This window comes from Chitinophaga sp. CB10, assembly GCA_001870995.2.
Lineage (GTDB): Bacteria > Bacteroidota > Bacteroidia > Chitinophagales > Chitinophagaceae > Chitinophaga.
Genome location: MLAV02000002.1, coordinates 315,982 through 332,554 on the forward strand (window position 1 = coordinate 315,982; position 16,573 = coordinate 332,554).

At 48.5% G+C, this 16,573-nt stretch carries 18 protein-coding genes; 2 read left to right on the forward strand and 16 right to left on the reverse strand.

The window, feature by feature from the left end:
* Positions 1-30 precede the first annotated feature (30 nt).
* The 15 genes from nuoK to BOC67_RS04640 form a co-directional block, all read right to left on the reverse strand.
* A complete protein-coding gene (gene nuoK / locus BOC67_RS04570; RefSeq protein ID WP_073077731.1) occupies positions 31-348 on the reverse strand; it encodes an NADH-quinone oxidoreductase subunit NuoK in 318 nt (105 codons plus the stop codon).
* A gap of 42 nt (positions 349-390) precedes the next feature.
* Complete coding sequence (locus BOC67_RS04575; protein WP_291907830.1) at positions 391-885, reverse strand: NADH-quinone oxidoreductase subunit J; 495 nt, start codon at positions 883-885, stop codon at positions 391-393.
* Between the two features lie 11 nt (positions 886-896).
* Positions 897-1,442: an NADH-quinone oxidoreductase subunit NuoI gene (gene nuoI / locus BOC67_RS04580; protein ID WP_291907832.1), complete on the reverse strand. Its 546-nt coding sequence runs from the start codon at positions 1,440-1,442 to the stop codon at positions 897-899.
* 50 nt (positions 1,443-1,492) lie between these two features.
* Entirely contained in the window at positions 1,493-2,536 is a 1,044-nt protein-coding gene (gene nuoH / locus BOC67_RS04585) for an NADH-quinone oxidoreductase subunit NuoH (RefSeq protein WP_291907834.1), read from the reverse strand.
* Positions 2,537-2,562: 26 nt separating this feature from the next.
* Positions 2,563-3,660, reverse strand: coding sequence for a 2Fe-2S iron-sulfur cluster-binding protein (locus BOC67_RS04590; RefSeq protein ID WP_291907836.1), 1,098 nt, complete (start codon positions 3,658-3,660; stop codon positions 2,563-2,565).
* A gap of 59 nt (positions 3,661-3,719) precedes the next feature.
* The gene (locus tag BOC67_RS04595) at positions 3,720-4,097 is read right to left on the reverse strand and encodes a GxxExxY protein (protein ID WP_291907837.1); all 378 of its coding nucleotides are present in this window, start codon (positions 4,095-4,097) and stop codon (positions 3,720-3,722) included.
* Between the two features lie 74 nt (positions 4,098-4,171).
* Positions 4,172-5,530, reverse strand: a complete 1,359-nt coding sequence (gene nuoF / locus BOC67_RS04600; protein ID WP_291907839.1) for an NADH-quinone oxidoreductase subunit NuoF — start codon at positions 5,528-5,530, stop codon at positions 4,172-4,174.
* Between the two features lie 66 nt (positions 5,531-5,596).
* Positions 5,597-5,788, reverse strand: a complete 192-nt coding sequence (locus BOC67_RS04605) for a hypothetical protein (protein WP_291907840.1) — start codon at positions 5,786-5,788, stop codon at positions 5,597-5,599.
* Between the two features lie 20 nt (positions 5,789-5,808).
* Positions 5,809-6,300: an NAD(P)H-dependent oxidoreductase subunit E gene (gene nuoE / locus BOC67_RS04610; protein ID WP_291907842.1), complete on the reverse strand. Its 492-nt coding sequence runs from the start codon at positions 6,298-6,300 to the stop codon at positions 5,809-5,811.
* Between the two features lie 132 nt (positions 6,301-6,432).
* A complete protein-coding gene (locus BOC67_RS04615) occupies positions 6,433-7,653 on the reverse strand; it encodes an NADH-quinone oxidoreductase subunit D (protein WP_291907844.1) in 1,221 nt (406 codons plus the stop codon).
* 11 nt (positions 7,654-7,664) lie between these two features.
* Positions 7,665-8,180 carry an NADH-quinone oxidoreductase subunit C gene (locus tag BOC67_RS04620; RefSeq protein ID WP_291907846.1) on the reverse strand — a complete coding sequence of 172 codons (516 nt, stop codon included), beginning with the start codon at positions 8,178-8,180 and terminating at the stop codon, positions 7,665-7,667.
* A 40-nt stretch (positions 8,181-8,220) separates the two neighbouring features.
* Positions 8,221-8,784 carry an NADH-quinone oxidoreductase subunit B gene (locus BOC67_RS04625; protein ID WP_291907848.1) on the reverse strand — a complete coding sequence of 188 codons (564 nt, stop codon included), beginning with the start codon at positions 8,782-8,784 and terminating at the stop codon, positions 8,221-8,223.
* A gap of 24 nt (positions 8,785-8,808) precedes the next feature.
* Positions 8,809-9,297 (reverse strand): NADH-quinone oxidoreductase subunit A, encoded by a 489-nt coding sequence (locus BOC67_RS04630; protein ID WP_245805605.1) that lies wholly within the window; start codon positions 9,295-9,297, stop codon positions 8,809-8,811.
* A 63-nt stretch (positions 9,298-9,360) separates the two neighbouring features.
* Positions 9,361-11,118, reverse strand: coding sequence for a tetratricopeptide repeat protein (locus BOC67_RS04635; protein ID WP_291907852.1), 1,758 nt, complete (start codon positions 11,116-11,118; stop codon positions 9,361-9,363).
* 36 nt (positions 11,119-11,154) lie between these two features.
* Positions 11,155-12,126: a substrate-binding domain-containing protein gene (locus tag BOC67_RS04640; RefSeq protein ID WP_291907853.1), complete on the reverse strand. Its 972-nt coding sequence runs from the start codon at positions 12,124-12,126 to the stop codon at positions 11,155-11,157.
* Between the two features lie 460 nt (positions 12,127-12,586).
* Here BOC67_RS04640 and BOC67_RS04645 point away from each other — a divergent pair, with 460 nt between their 5' ends.
* Positions 12,587-13,027, forward strand: a complete 441-nt coding sequence (locus BOC67_RS04645; protein ID WP_291907854.1) for a low molecular weight protein-tyrosine-phosphatase — start codon at positions 12,587-12,589, stop codon at positions 13,025-13,027.
* A gap of 17 nt (positions 13,028-13,044) precedes the next feature.
* Positions 13,045-14,394 (forward strand): histidine--tRNA ligase, encoded by a 1,350-nt coding sequence (gene hisS / locus BOC67_RS04650; RefSeq protein ID WP_291907855.1) that lies wholly within the window; start codon positions 13,045-13,047, stop codon positions 14,392-14,394.
* A 68-nt stretch (positions 14,395-14,462) separates the two neighbouring features.
* On the opposite strand, the gene BOC67_RS04655 is transcribed toward hisS, so the two are convergent.
* On the reverse strand, positions 14,463-16,394 hold the full coding sequence (locus BOC67_RS04655) for a thioredoxin family protein (RefSeq protein WP_291907857.1): 1,932 nt from the start codon (positions 16,392-16,394) through the stop codon (positions 14,463-14,465).
* Between the last annotated feature and the right edge of the window lie 179 nt (positions 16,395-16,573).

Consider the following 16,573-nt stretch of genomic DNA (forward strand, 5'->3'; position numbering starts at 1 on the left):
ATAATTAATAATTATGAAGGATGAGAATTATTAATTTTTCAGCCTGTTAAGAATGTTAATATCTACGGAGTGTGTATTTCTGTAGACCATAGTAATAATGGCCAGGCCTACTGCTACTTCAGCAGCGGCAACCACCATGATAAAAAACACGAACAACTGCGCTGAACCGGCATCTACTTTTCCGGCATCTGCCCACATTTTGGAGAAGGCCACCAGCAGCAGGTTTACCGCGTTTAACATCAGCTCTATGCACATAAAGATGATGATGGCGTTTCTGCGCATCAGCACTCCCATCACACCAATACAAAACAGGGCGATACTCAGGAATATGTAATATTGAACAGGCATAAAAATGAATTACGTTTTACGAATTATGCTGACCTGGTAAGATCAGTCTTTTTTACCAATGACTACTGCGCCTACCATGGCACTGAGGAACAGGATGCTGCTCACTTCAAACGGAACTACATACTGTGTGAACAGCAGTTTTCCCAGGTTGTGGATCAGCCCTATTTCCACGGAAGACTCACTGAGCGCAGGCACGCTGGCATCGCGCAGGGCCGCTACCAGTACCACCAGCAACGCGCCTCCGCTCACTGCCCCGGCGTATTTCAGCCAGTTACGTTTCTGCGGTTCAATTTCCGAGTTCAGGTTCATCAGCATCATTACATAAAGGAACAATACCATGATCGCTCCCGCATACACGATGATATGTACTACGGCGAGGAACTGCGCATTAAGCATCACATAGTGTCCGGCAATAGCAAAGAATGTCACGATCAGACATAATACGCTTGTTACAGGATTTTTGCTCAACACCACGCCCAACGCCGATACCAGCGCTACCAACGACAGCACCATGAAAATTATTTGTTGTGTACTCATTCCCATCTCTGCTATGTTTGACTATTGTATTTTTTTGGACGAAAATTATTTACCGGTAGATGTGTCTTTGGATTCGGAATCAGCAGGTCCTGCTTGCCATAGATAAAGCTCTTACGCTGGTACATCGCAGGCGCAAAGGTTTCAGACATGTACACGGCATCCTTAGGGCAGGCTTCTTCGCAGAAACCGCAGAAGATGCAGCGTAACATATTGATTTCATAGCGGGCAGCGTATTTCTCTTCACGGTACAGGTGTTCTTCTCCCGGTTTTCTTTCCGCCGCTTCCATGGTGATAGCTTCGGCAGGGCAGGCCACGGCGCAAAGGCCGCAGGCGGTGCATCTTTCACGGCCCTCTTCATCTCTGTTCAGCACATGTAATCCACGGAATACCGGACTGAATTGGCGTTTCTTCTCAGGAAAGCTTACGGTAGCCTTACGTTGAAAAAGGTGTTTGAGGGTAATACCCATACCTTTTGCAATAGCAGGGATATACATCTTCTCCATGAAAGTCATGGGTCTGCGGTCTACCGGTTTTGCCCTATTGGTTAAAGTTTGCATAATGAATGCTATTTAAGTCCTGCCGCCTGACGGCGGCAGGAAAAATTTAATTAATGATGACGGAATAATACAAGTGCGCCGGTGATCAGCATATTGGCCAGTGCCAGCGGGATCAGTACTCTCCAGCCCAGGCGCATCAGCTGGTCGTAACGGAATCTCGGGATGGTCCAGCGTACCCACATGAACAGGAAGATGAACAGGAGGGTTTTGATGAACAGCGCCAGGAATCCGGTCAGCGCCAGCATGTTTTCGCTCAGCCCCAGCTTGTCCATATAAGGATAAGCGTAGCCGCCGAAGTACATGGTAGCCATCAGCGCGGAGCTGATAAACATGTTGATATATTCGGCAAACAGGAAGAAGCCGAGTTTCATGGAAGAGTATTCCAGGTGGTAACCACCATTCAGCTCGTTCTCTGCTTCCGGAAGGTCGAAAGGCGTACGGTTACACTCAGCAAAGGCACAGATCAGGAAGATGAAGAAGCCGAGCGGCTGGTACACAACGTTCCACAGGTCGTGCCGTTGCTGCTCCACGATTTCTTTCAGGCTGAGGGTACCGGTCAGCATCAGCAGCGCGATCAGCGCCAGGCCCATCGGCAGCTCGTAGGAGATGATTTGGGAGGCGGCGCGTACAGATGCCAGGAGTGAATATTTATTGTTGGATGCCCAACCACCGATCATAATACCGTAAACACCCATGCTCACCACGCCGAAGATGAAGAGGATACCGATGTTCACATCCGCTACCTGCAGGGAAATCTGCCGGCCGGCGATGGTCATGGTATCGGCCCATGGAATAACGGCGCTGGTCATACAGGCCACCATCATGGCGATGGACGGGCCGAGAATGAACAGGAACCTGTTGGAATGGGTAGGAATGATTTCTTCTTTAAAGAAAAGTTTACCTCCATCCGCCAGCGGTTGCAATAACCCCATAGGGCCCGCGCGGTTAGGACCGAGGCGGTCCTGGATCCAGGCAGCTACCTTTCTTTCGCCCCAGGTAGAGTACATTGCCACTACCAGCGACAGGACCAATACTCCTGAGATAAGGAGGATCTTTTCAATTAAGAAAAACCAGTCTATACTTAATAACGTCATTTCCAAATACGATTACGAATTACAAATTACGATTGAGATTTATTGAAATCGTCAGAGTGCGCCGGTCCGTCGATTTTTGACAGGTCAATATCCGGCCTGTTCACCTCACTCTGGGAATGGATATCGAACAGCAGTCTTGGCTGGCGGCCATCCAGTACTTCCACGAGCGGGTCTTTCGGTTTCACGGTATTTACATAGTGACCCTGGGAGATAACGCTGTGACGGTCGATCTTACGGGGTCCTTCTATGGTCCAATCTTTTACGTCTTTCTTTTCGAAGCGGCAGGTATCACAGATCCAGTCTTCCACTTCGCCGTATTGGTCTTTGCGGGCCGTAACGCGGAACACTTCATCGCCGCGCATCCAGAGCGCCACTTTACCGCAGCATTTTGGATTTTCGCAATTGCGGTGTGCGTCTACCGGTTTGAGGAACCATACGCGGTTTTTGAAGCGTGCGGTTTTATCGGTCAGCGCTCCTACCGGGCAAACGTCGATCACGTTGCCGATAAAGTCGTTGTCCAGGTTGTTCTGGATATAAGTGCTGATCTGGGAGTGATCGCCCCTGTCGAGTACGCCGTGCTCGCGCGCTTCCGTCAGCTGATCGGCTGTGAATACGCAGCGGTAGCAGAGGATACAGCGGGTCATGTGCAGCTGTATATGCTCTCCGAGATCTATTTTATCGAATGTTCTGCGTTTAAATTCGTAGCGGGTGCTTTCAGCGCCGTGTTCGTAGCTGAGATCCTGCAGGTCGCACTCACCGGCCTGGTCGCACACCGGGCAATCCAGCGGGTGGTTGATGAGCAGGAATTCAACGATGCCTTTGCGGGCTTCCAGTACTTCCGGGGAAGTGATATTGGCGACTTCCATACCATCCATTACAGTAGTACGGCAGCTGGCTACCAGTTTAGGCATAGGGCGCGGATCAGCATCTGAACCTTTCGTCACTTTCACCAGGCAGGTACGGCATTTACCGCCACTACCCTGCAGTTTGGAATAGTAACACATAGCCGGTGGCACCACATCTCCTCCAATACCACGTGCTGCATTCAAAATGGTAGTACCTGGTTCGACCTCCACGGAGATGTTATCGATCTTAACCTTGAATAATTTTTTTTCCTCCGCCATTGTTTTATATTTTTTGCTCGCAAAGCCCGCAAAGGAGCAAAGAAGCAAAGTTTATGTTTTTACAATTTATTTACAACCCGATGAATTCCATCCTTTATTAATGGAACATTAAAGTTTATCAGTAGCCCCAGTTTTAATCCGGTCAACTTCAGGTATGTAAGCACTTGTTTGTAATGCACATCCTTTAGTTCTTCCACTGATTTTATTTCAATAATAACCTTTTCGTTAATAATCAAATCAGCTCTAAAAGCCTTTTCCAACACAAACTCGTTATGAACCAAATCGACCTCCAGCTGCTGCACTACAACAAGATTTCTTTTTCTTAATTCAAAAGCCAGCAGCTGCTCATACACTGATTCGTACAATCCTGGTCCAAACTTCTTGTGTATATAATAGCACACTTCCACAATCTCTTTCGAGATTTCATTTTCTGTCATGGATGAAAAATTTAAGGTTAACAATTCAGAAAATAAACTTTGCCTCTTAGCTCCTTTGCGTGCTTTGCGAGCAACTAAACCGCTGCCGGAACAGGTAACGGGTCCGCATAGTGCGCCAGACCATAGTTGCGGCGCAGCGCTTCTTCCGGATTTTTCACATGCCATTCAAACTCGTCGCGGAAGTGGCGGATAGCTGCCGCTACCGGCCATGCTGCCGCATCTCCCAGCGGGCAGATGGTGTTACCTTCGATCTTCCGCTGGATGTCCCAGAGCAGGTCGATATCACTCATCTTGCCTTTACCTGTTTCGATATTTTTCAGCACTTTCTCCATCCAGCCGGTACCTTCACGGCAAGGGCTGCACTGGCCGCAGCTTTCGTGGTGGTAGAAACGTGCGAAGGTCAGCGTGTTTTTAACGATACACTGGTCTTCATCCATTACGATAAACCCGCCGGAACCCAGCATGGAGCCGGTAGCAAAGCCGCCGTCGGCCAGGCTTTCGTAGGTCATCATCCTGGTTTCGCCTTTGGCTGTTTTCAGCAGCAGGTTAGCCGGCAGCACCGGTACGGAAGATCCGCCGGGGATGCAGGCTTTCAGGCGTTTGCCGTTTTTGATACCGCCGCAGTATTCATCAGAGAAGATGAATTCTTCCACGGAGATGTTCATTTCGATTTCATATACGCCTGGTTTGTTGATGTTACCGCAGGCGGAAATCAGTTTGGTACCGGTAGATTTACCAGTACCGAGTTTAATATATTCATCACCGCCGTACTTGATGATAGGTACGACTGCTGCGAGCGTTTCAACGTTGTTTACCACGGTAGGGCACTGCCAGAGGCCTTTTACAGCCGGGAACGGCGGCTTGATGCGTGGGTTGCCGCGTTTACCTTCCAGGGATTCGATGAGCGCAGTTTCTTCCCCGCAGATGTAAGCGCCGGCGCCGCGTTGTACGTAGATTTCCAGGTCAAAACCGGTACCCAGGATGTTTTTACCCAGCCAGCCGTTATTTTTTGCTTCCTGGATCGCTTGTTCCAGGATGTCGGGAATCCAGGCGTACTCACCGCGGATATAGATATAGCAAGCGTTTGCGCCGAGGGTGAAGCTGGAGATCAGCAGCCCTTCGATCAGCAGGTGAGGGATAAACTCCATGAGGTAGCGGTCTTTAAACGTACCAGGCTCGGATTCATCCGCATTACAAACGAGGTAACGGGGAACACCTTCAGGCTTGGCAATGAAGCTCCATTTCATACCGGTAGGGAAGCCGGCGCCACCGCGGCCTCTCAGGCCACTCTTTTTCACTTCTTCCAGAACAGCTTCAGGCCCCATGCTTTTCAGCGCTTTTTCCGCTGCAGCATAACCGCCGTTTTTCCGGTAAGTATCGTAATACCGGATGCCTTCAATATGTGCGTTTTCTAAAAGTAATTTGCGTCCCATTTTCTTCCTTATAGATTGGTAACAACACAGCTGCCACCAACAGATTTTTGTATAGATTAAAGACCATCAGGCTTTGCTGGCTCCCCTCTTTGCGATGCGGTTGCCAAGGCGGTACAACAGGTATCCGGCGCTAACGCCGAAAACAAAGGAAACAAAAGCATCTTCAATTCTCCACAGCGCGGTGAATAACCCCAGCAGCAATATGGATTCGATAATGAAGAACTTATTTTGCAATAGTAATCCTGTCAATAACCTCATGGGTATTTTTTTAACTGGAATTAGTTAGCCTTTGCCCTGCATTCAGCGATGATCTCATCCACTTTCGCAGGCGTCAGATGCTCGCGGTAATGCTTACCCAGCTGCATCATCGGGGCGTAACCGCAGGCGCCGAGGCATTCCACTGTTTTCAGTGTAAACATGCCGTCAGCGGTAGTTTCACCTACATCAATGCCCAGTTTGGATTTGATGTAATCAATGATGTTATCGGATCCGCTCACCATGCAGGGCCCCGTCTGACAAACTTCAAACAGGTACTTACCCACAGGCTTCAGATTAAACATGCTGTAGAACGTAGCTACTTCATATACTTCGATAGGCTTGATTTGCAGCAGCGATGCCACATAGTCCATCGTTTCTGCGCTCAACCACCCACCAAATGATTCCTGTGCCAGGTGAAGCACTGGTATCAGCGCACTTTTCTGCTTTCCTTCCGGATAGCGTGCGATGATCTCTTTTACTTTATTCAGTTTCTCTTCAGAAAATTGAACCACAGCTATTGATAATTTATATTTGAGTAAACCTGTTGTCTTTAGTTTTTGGGGAGATGTGAATGCCGTTGCAACCCACCTCTCCGGCAATGAAAAAACAACCGGACTTAGAACGATTGAATTGACAGGGTATCCTTACGCGTCCAGCTCTCCCGCGATCAGGTTAAGGCTACTCATACAGATGATGGCATCTGAGATCATAGCGCCCTGCACCAGTTCGGCATAGGCCTGGTAGTAGATAAAGCAAGGACGGCGGAAGTGCAGGCGGTAAGGGCTGCGGCCACCATCGCTGATAAGGTAGAAGCCCAGTTCACCGTTTGCGCCCTCTACTGAGTTATACACTTCTCCCGGTACGATGTCCGTTTCACCCATCACAATTTTAAAGTGATAGATGAGCGCTTCCATCTTCGTATATACGTCCTGTTTAGGAGGCAGGTAGAACTCAGGTACTTTTGCATGGTACACATCATCCGGAAGGTCTTTCAGTTTTTCCACCGCCTGGCGGATAATGCTGATACTTTCCCACATTTCCGCGTTACGAACGAGGTAACGGTCGTAGCAATCGCCGGTAGAACCAATAGGTACGGTAAAATCGAAATCCTGGTAGGAGCTGTAAGGAGAAGCCACGCGCACGTCATAATCCACGCCGGCAGCGCGGAGGTTAGGGCCGGTAAAGCCGTAGCTCATGGCGCGTTTGGCGTCGATGCCGCCTACCCCCTGCGTACGTTCGATGAAGATACGGTTGCGTGTCAGGAGGGTTTCAAATTCTTTGAGCGCTTTCGGATATTCATCCAGGAAGCGGTGTATTTTCTGCCAGGCTGCAGGCGTGAAGTTTCTTTCGAAACCGCCTACACGGCCGATGTTGGTAGTAAGACGGGAACCGCAGATCTCTTCGTAGATCTCATAGATCAACTCGCGGTAGGTCATCAGGTACACGAACCCGGTGAGTGCGCCGGTATCCACGCCCATTACCGCATTACAGATCAGGTGATCCGCGATGCGGGCCAGTTCCATGATGATTACGCGGAGGTAATCCACACGTTTAGGCACTTCGATACCAAGGAGTTTTTCTACGGTCAGATGCCAGCCCATGTTGTTGATCGGGGAAGAGCAGTAGTTGAGGCGATCTGTGAGTGGAGTGATCTGGTAGTAGGGGCGGCGTTCAGCTATTTTTTCGAAAGCGCGGTGGATGTAGCCCACGGTAGATTCTGCGCTGACGATGCGTTCACCGTCGATTTCCAGAATATTTTGAAACACACCGTGCGTAGCCGGGTGGGTAGGACCCAGGTTCAGTGTGGTAGTTGTTTTTTCTATGGAGCCTTGCGGCAGGTTTACGTGTTGTTTCTGGTCTAGCATATCCTTAAGTATTAAATGTTTCCGCCGCGACCAAACATCTCATCGTCTTTGTCGGTACGCATGGAGTCTTCCAGCGGGAATTCCTTACGCATAGGGAAATATGTCATTTCCTCTACGTTTAGGATACGTTTCAGATTAGGGTGGCCAACGAAGTCAACCCCGAAAAAGTCATATGTTTCGCGCTCCATCCAGTTTGCAGAGAGAAACAGGCTGGTAGCGGTAAATACTTTTGGCGCAGCAACCGGCGCAAACACCTTCATGCGGATACGAACATTGTCCACAAAGTTGTGCAGGTGATAGATAACGGCCAGTTCTTCGTTTTTCCTTTCCGGATAGTGAACGGCAGTGATATCCGTCAAAAACTGAAAACGCAATTCCTCATCGTCAAACAGGAATTGCATTACTTTCAGGTTAGAGTCACGTTGTGCGGTGAAGGTGAGCATGCCATACGGCTCTTCAAAGCCGGTGACCACATCTCCAAACTTCTCCGTAAGGCGTTGCTGTATGCGTTCGTTTGTTAAAGACATTAACAAGAATAATTTACGTTTACGATTACCTGTTCTTCGGTTATTTGATACCGTATGATTCCATCAGTTCACGGTATTTCTCAGAGTTACGGCGGCGGAGGCTTTCGTTATGCACCAGCTCCTGGATGCGCATAAACCCGTCGATGATACCTTCTGGTCTTGGAGGGCATCCCGGCACGTACACATCTACCGGTATCACCTGGTCAATACCCTGAAGAACGGAGTAAGTATCGAAAATACCGCCGCTGGAAGCGCAGGCTCCTACGGCCATTACCCAGCGTGGTTCCGCCATTTGCAGGTACACCTGGCGAACGATAGGACCCATTTTCTTTGAAATGGTACCCATTACCATCAGCAGGTCGCACTGGCGCGGTGTAAACGCCATACGTTCCGCGCCAAAACGCGCCATGTCATAAGTGGCCGCCATGGTTGCCATGAATTCAATTCCACAGCAGGAAGTGGCAAAAGGCAGTGGCCAGATGGAGTTTTTACGGGCCAGACCTATGACTTTATCAAAAGAGGTGGCGTAAAATCCTTCACCGGAATATCCCTCGGGGATTTCCACCATCTTCACATTAGTATTATATTGAACCGGACGAGGCATGGTATTAGTTTTAATGATTTAAGATTAGTCTTCCCACTTGAGAGCGCCTTTCTTCACGATATAAATAAATCCGCAGAGGAAAAATCCAACAAACATCAACACGGCAGTAAATCCTTCCCAACCAAGATCTCTAAAGTTAACAGCGTAGGGATAAAAAAAGATTACTTCGACATCAAATAGCACAAAGAGGATGGCAGTAAGAAAGTATTTGATGGCTACCGGCTGGCGGGCATTTCCTTTTTGCTCGATCCCACTCTCAAAGTTAATGAGCTTATCCTCCGTTTTACGTTTTGGACCCAAAAAGTGGGTGGCGAGCATGGTAATTCCAACGAAACCTAGAGCAGCAAGTAATTGCAGTACAATAGGGAAATAGCTGAAGGGCGTCGTTGCTGACAAAAGTTCAGTTTCTGTATACATAAGCTTCCCGATAAAAATATTGACCGAATGCGCAAAAATACTGTAACTAAACCAAATATCAAATGAATAAACCTTTAAAATATTAGATTTTTTCATTAACCAGAAACAAAAAAACCCTCTGAAGTTCAGAGGGTTTTTTTGTATAACAAGATAAGTTAATTACTTGTTACTGGCAGCCGTTTTGGCACCGTTACCTGCTGGTTTGGCAGCTTTTTCACGTGCAGCCATGTTCTCTCTGATCTCTTTCACAGTAACGCTGTTAGGATCAACTGACAGCAGTTTTTCTGCATAAGTATTAATATTTTCCTTATCCTCTTTGTTGTAGTAGTACAACAGCATATAAGTGTAAGCGTTGATCAGGTTAGTTTTGTATTTGGCCGGATCAGCGCCCGCAGTTTCGATATATTTCTCGAAGTAAGGCTTAGCCACACCGCTCTGACCCTGCTGGTCTTTCGCGTAGTTAGCCATACCTCTGTAGTAGTAACCAGGGACATAGTCTGGTTTAGCTTCGATCATTTTACCATACAGCTCATCAGATTTGTTGAGCAGGGTGGTATCGATCGGTTTGGCAGTAGCGCCTGCGTAGTAGTACATCTGAGCTGGCAGATAATAGTCAATCGCCTGCAGGGTTTCTTTGTTAGCCACACGCAGATCGTTTGCTTTTACATACCAGTCACCCGCTTTATCGTATTTACGGGCAGTTTTGTAAGCCTCCGCTACCGCGTTGTACGCTTCCACGTCTTTGGTGGTATCCATTGCTGCGAATTTCTCCAGGTAACCCAGACCTTTGTCTGTATAACCTGCCTGGGTAGCGGAATCCGCATCTTTCAGGCGCAGGTAGATAGTACTCAACAGTTTATAGTCCTGAACGGTCAGTTTGGAGTCGCCTGCTTTGGCAGCATAAGCGTCCATTACTTTTTTAGCATTCAGGGAGTCGCCTTTCTGCAGGTAAGCATCACCTACCAGGAGGTTCAGTTTATCAGCTGTTTCCTCGTTAGCGGTAGCGAGCGCTGCGTTACCTTTGGAGATAGCCGCATCGTAGTCTTTTTTGAAGAAGGCTACGGAAGCATCCAGGTACTGCAGTTTGGCTTTATCCGCAGGGTCAGCTACGTCCATGTACTGTTGCAGGTAGCCGGCAGCTCTGTTCCAGTCCAGCTGGTCCTTTTTAGGAGTGGTGTAGAACAGGAACAGCTCATAGAATGCAGGCGCATATTTTGGATCCATGTTAGTCGCTTTCGTCCAGTCGGCCACTGCTTCTGCTTTCAGGCGGGCGTTGTAGTTAACAAGACCCTGTTTCAGCACAGCTTCAGCGTTGTTAGGATCCAGCTCCAGCGCTTTTTCGTATGTGGTAATCGCTTTACCGCCGTTTTCACCACCGAGGTAACGGTAGGCGTCACCCAGCTCGATGTAATCGGCAGCAGTAGGATTATACACTTCTTTTTTCTTGCGGCCTTCATTGTTCAGTAATTTCTCCATTACAGTCAATGCATAGGCGCGGTCGCCGCCTTTTACTTCGGTGTTGGCATCGGCGATAGCGCGGGCAACATCACCATCTCTGCCCTGGGTAGCAGCGCTGGCAGCTTCAAATTTTTGCTTGGCAGCAGCAGCATCTCCTTTGATCAGGTCAAGACGGCCCATACCCACCTGCAGTAAAGCAGAGGTAGGAACAGCCTGCAAACCTTTCTGGAAAGTGGCCGCAGCACCAGCCTCATCACCCATGGCCAGTTGCGCTATACCCATGTAATAATAGGCTTTGTCTTCTGTTGGCTTCGCAGCAATTACTTTTTCAAAATTCTGTTTTGCGGACAGATTTTTGCCGTAATACAGGTCTTTCAATCCATCATCCACAGATTGAGCCATCACACTGCTGGATGCAGCGCAAAGCATTGCTACGAGTAAACTTTTCCGTCTGTTCATTTGCAATCTGATTTTTTAATTTTTAGTTGTGTTTTTCTACTTCAGGTTGGCCTCTCGAAATACTACATTCAATCTGGCCGGAAATAACCGGAACTGCTTAATCACCAGCTGTCCCTCGTAACTTCCTAAAAATGTGGCAAACCCCGAACCCAATCCATTATACGGTTCCTTCAGGCAGTAAAAGAATCCACGTTTCAGTGGGTAGCTGCCTATCGCTATGTAAGCCTGGTGAGGCCTTACAAATTCGGAGTAGCCATCTGCGCGTAACTTGGCTACGCTTACATCGTTGGTAAAAGCCAGAGAAAGGGAATCATTTGGATCTGCAATCCAGCTAACACCTATTACTCCCATGGCATCTTTGTTCTTGGTCACATAATCCACCACCTCAGGATTTGTTTTGGCTGCCATCACATTGGCTGGCAAAGGTTTTCCCTTGTTGATGGAATCCCTGATATAGCGTACGGTGCTTGAGTTGGCATTATCAAACACCAGTTGCCACTTTCTGTCGGTTGCAGAACCGTCCATAATTGCTCTTACCTGGTCCATTGTAAGAATAGAATCCGGATTACTATGATTCACAATTAATGCCAAAGCATCCCAGGCAAGGAGTAAACTACGTGGTCTTATGTTAATTTTTTTAAAATAATCTTTTTCTTCCTGGTTAAAGTCTCTCGTGACAATTATCAGTCTTGCGCTATCGTTCAGCAAATCTTTAAAACATTCTGCTTCCGGCTTGTAATCTGCAATTACTTTCGCCTTTGGATACAAGGACTGGAAAACTTTTATTTCCGCTTCAATCAGAGGCTTGTATGACTCATCCACGGTAATGTGAATGGTTCCCTCGGTTGGCGTATCCAGTTTCTTTTTATTCGGATTGCTGTTGCAGGCAGAGAATACAACTGCTCCCATTGCCAGGCACAGGACCATGGTCTTAGTTACATTGGATAATCTCATAAAACAAACCTCCTTTCGCTTATATTTTGGTTTAAAATAATTTTCTTGCGCCATTAACAACTCTAAAGAGACCGTAAAGACAGAGTACAACTCCTAATATAGTCATCCACTGCTGTGATAAACGGAACTCTCCCAAGCCTAATTGCCGCGCGAAAATCGCGAAAAGACCGAAGAGAATGAAAAATAACCCTCTAACTAATTCGCCTATAGGTCTATACCTGTTATCCGTGCGTTTGTTTTGTTCGTCCTGCATCATCTATGGTTGCGATTTACAATTATACAAAAAAATATTTTTTAATCCGGTATATGATCTTTTAGAAGTTTGTTAAAAAAACCTGCTAAATAACCGCGCAATTGTACATCCGGCGGCAATTTGAGTCATTTTTTCAACAATTCGTATTTTTTATTGAGAATTTTCTCCCATAATGCCGGATTTCTTATATATAGATGCAAATCCATGCTGGTTTCCATAATATCTTTGTAGGTTTGCGGCCAGAATTTCAATTCCTTTAACATGAAAATTTTAATGGTCTGCCTTGGAAATATTTGTCGCTCTCCCCTTGCAGAGGGCGTCATGCGCCATCTGGCTGCCAGCAGTAAACATACCAACTGGGTGATCGACTCCGCCGGAACCGGCAACTGGCACATTGGCGACGCGCCGGACAAGCGCTCCATCCTCATTGCCAAAAGAAACGGTATCGACATCTCTACCCACAGGGGGCAGCAGTTCTCTGCCAGCGATTTTGACCGGTTTGACCGCATCTACGTCATGGACCGCAATAACTACAACCAGGTTATGCATAAAGCGCGCCATGAGGCAGACCGGCAGAAAGTACATTTCCTCCTGGAAGATGAACAGGAAGTGCCGGACCCCTACTTTGACGATAAAATGTTTGCACCCGTGTACGACATGATATACAAGGCCTGCGAACGCATCATAAACAAAGAACAATAACGCTTAACTGTTAATAAATGATCAAACCAAGCATTCCTAAAGGTACCCGTGACTTCGGCCCGGTGATCGTAAGAAAGCGCAACTATATTTTCAATACCATCCGCCAGGTATTTGAACTTTACGGATTCCAGCCACTGGAAACCCCTGCCATGGAAAACTTATCCACACTGACAGGCAAATACGGCGAGGAAGGCGATAAACTCATGTTCAAGGTGCTGGACAACGGCGACATCTTCGAAGCCGCCGGCAAAGCCGCCAATAATAAGGAACTCGTAGCCGCTATCAGCGAAAAAGCCCTGCGCTACGACCTTACCATCCCTTTTGCCCGCTACGTGGTAATGAACCAGAACGACCTGGCCCTCCCCTTCAAACGCTACCAGATGCAGCCGGTATGGCGCGCCGATAAGCCGCAGAAAGGCCGCTACCGCGAGTTTTACCAGTGCGATGCGGACGTGGTAGGCAGCAACTCCCTCGTCAACGAAGTGGAACTGCTCCTCATCTACGACGCCGTTTTCACCAACCTCGGCCTGGCCGGCGTGGAACTGCGCGTAAACAACCGTAAAATCCTTTCCGGACTGGCAGAAGTGATCGGGAAACAGGAACTCCTGACAGATATCACCATCTCCATCGATAAACTCGACAAAATTGGCGCGGAAGGCGTACGTAAAGAACTGAGCGACCGCGGATTAAGCGATACTGATATTAATACAATCGAAAAGTTCCTTACAATAGGTGGTACCAACGAAGAAAAATTAAATCAGCTGGCGGACCTGCTCCAATCCAGCGCTACCGGCCTCAAAGGCATTGAAGAATTAAAATTTGTACTCAACTCCGGCCTCACCGCCTTCAACAACGAGCCTATTATCGACGTTACCCTCGCGCGCGGCCTCAATTACTACACGGGCATGATCGTGGAAGTAAAAGCCCCGGCTACCGTTAAAATGGGCAGCATCGGCGGCGGCGGCCGTTACGACGACCTCACCGGCCTCTTCGGCCTCAAAGGCATTTCCGGCGTGGGTATTTCCTTTGGGGTAGACCGCATCTACGACGTACTCGAAGAACTTAACCTCTTCCCTGAAACGGCACAGCAATCCACGAAAGTGCTGTTCCTGAACCTGGGCGAGGCAAACGCTGCGGCGGCATTTAAACACCTGCAGGGGCTGCGGGCAAAAGGCATTGCCGCTGAAATCTACCCGGATGCGTCCAAAATGGATAAACAAATGAAATACGCCAATAAACGCGGGATTCCGTTTGTTGCCATCATCGGCGAATCCGAGCTGTCGGAAAATAACGTGAGCATAAAAAACCTCGCCACCGGCCAGCAGGAGAAGGTGGCTGCCGATGCAGTAGCGCATTACAACTTCTAAAACGCATGCATATAAACAAAAAAAGCCGGCCAAATGGCCGGCTTTTTTTGTTATGGTACTTCAATCGCTTATTTATTGCGTTTCGCAAATTCCGCTTTTGCAGCTTCCAGGTACTGCACAAACGCATCTACATCCTCCTTCGGATCATAGCCATACCCCTTCATTTGCAGCGGTTTTCCTTCCAGGTCAACCGGGATATAATAAGGCTGTGAGTTCCTGTTGAATTTGGACGCTTCCAGGTCCTGGTTGAGCAGGCCCACGTTAGTCACCTTCGTACCGTCGAATTTAGACACATACTGCTCATTCTCAGGCAGCTTCGTCTTTTCGTCCGTGTAGAGGGAGGCTACGATGAAGTCGTTACGGAGGATCTTCATCACTTTAGGGCTGGAAAGCACGGATTTTTCAAACTTACGGCAGTTCACACAGGTGTGACCGGTAAAGTCGAGCATCAGCGGCTTTTTAGCCTCTTTTGCGGCCGCCAGCGCTTCTTCATAATCGAAGAATACGTTTTCCACACCCGGAATTTCAGAGTGCAGGATGCCTACCAGCTTTTTAGGCTTAACGGTCAGCGCATCGGCTTTTTGGCCGCCGCCACCGCCGCCGCTTTCCACGGCAGCCTGGATATCGATCAGGGTACGGTTCAGGTTAAAGTCCTGTGATCCTTCATGCGGGAGGAATCCGCTGATACCTTTCAGCGGCGCGCCCCACATACCGGGGATCATGTACACCACGAAAGTGAAGGTTACAATCGCAAAGCAAAGGCGGGTTACGGACAGGTAAGGTACATCGCTGTCGTGGCTCAGCTTCAGTTTACCCAGCAGGTACACGCCCAGTAAGCCAAAGATGGCAATCCACAGGGCGAGGAAGATCTCTCTGTCCAGCAGGTTCCAGTGGTAAGCCATGTCCACGTTGGACAGGAATTTCAGTGCCAGCGCCAGCTCCAGGAACCCGAGGGTTACTTTCACCGCGTTCAGCCAGCCACCGGATTTACCGATTTTATTCAGCAAACTCGGGAACAGGGCAAACAGGGAGAACGGAATGGCCAGTGCCAGCGAGAAGCCGAACATACCTACAAGCGGGCCGGTGTTACCGCCCTTCGCAGCCAGTACCAGCAGGTTGCCCAGGATTGGACCGGTGCAGGAGAAGGAAACGATCGCCAGGGTGAGCGCCATGAAGAAGATACCCATGAAGCTGCCCATACCGGCTTTGGAATCCGAAACGTTGGCCCATTTGCTGGGCAGGCTGATCTCAAACGCGCCCAGGAAGGAGAATGCAAACAACAGGAAGATCACAAAGAATATAAAGTTTGCGATACCGTTACTTGCCAGGGAGTTGAGCGCGCCCGCGCCAAATATCTTCGTGATGAGGAAGCCGAGGAACGTGTAAATGATGATGATGGACAGGGAATAGATAAACGCATTCTTGATACCCTGCGCACGCGTAGCGCTCCGCTTTGTGAAAAAGCTCACGGTGATAGGAATCATGGAGAACACGCATGGAGTGATCAGCGCAATAAAACCGCCCCCGAAGCTCGCGAGGAAAATCCAGAGCAGGGATTTATCGGATGCGTCATCATCCGCTACATCGCTGGCAGCGGCAGTAGCGGCATCGCCGGTAGCGGCAACGGCAGCTGCCGGCAGCGCCACGTCAAAAGCCGCTTCTTCCGGCAGTACTTCCTCCCCTTTCAGGGCCATGTAGTTGACGGAACCGGAAAGTTTGTCAGCGCCGGCAGCAGGTTTTACTTCCGCCACGAGCTCCACCTCATTTTCGAAATATTTCACTTCCACATTATCGAACAGTGGTTCTTTCTTTGTCTGCAGCTGGCCTTTTTCAGTAATACCGGTAATGGCGCCTGCGGCGCTGTCCAGCACCACGCGGGTGTTGGGCGCATCGTCCGCCATGGTGGTGGAGTACAGTTGTACGCCTTTTTCGATCGTACCTTTTAAGTGTAAGGTATAGGCTGCATCGTTTTTCTTTTCAGCGGAAAATTCCCACTTCACTGGTTTCGGGCTTTGATCCTGCGCATTGGCACTTAATCCAAAGATTGCAAAAACAGGTATCAGTAATGAAAGCAAATGCTTCATAAAGTCAATAGGCTTTAAATAATAGTTTGGAAACTAAACAACAAACGAGTTCCCGTTAAGTGGAACTCGTTTGATAAAACTCTTTTATACGTTAG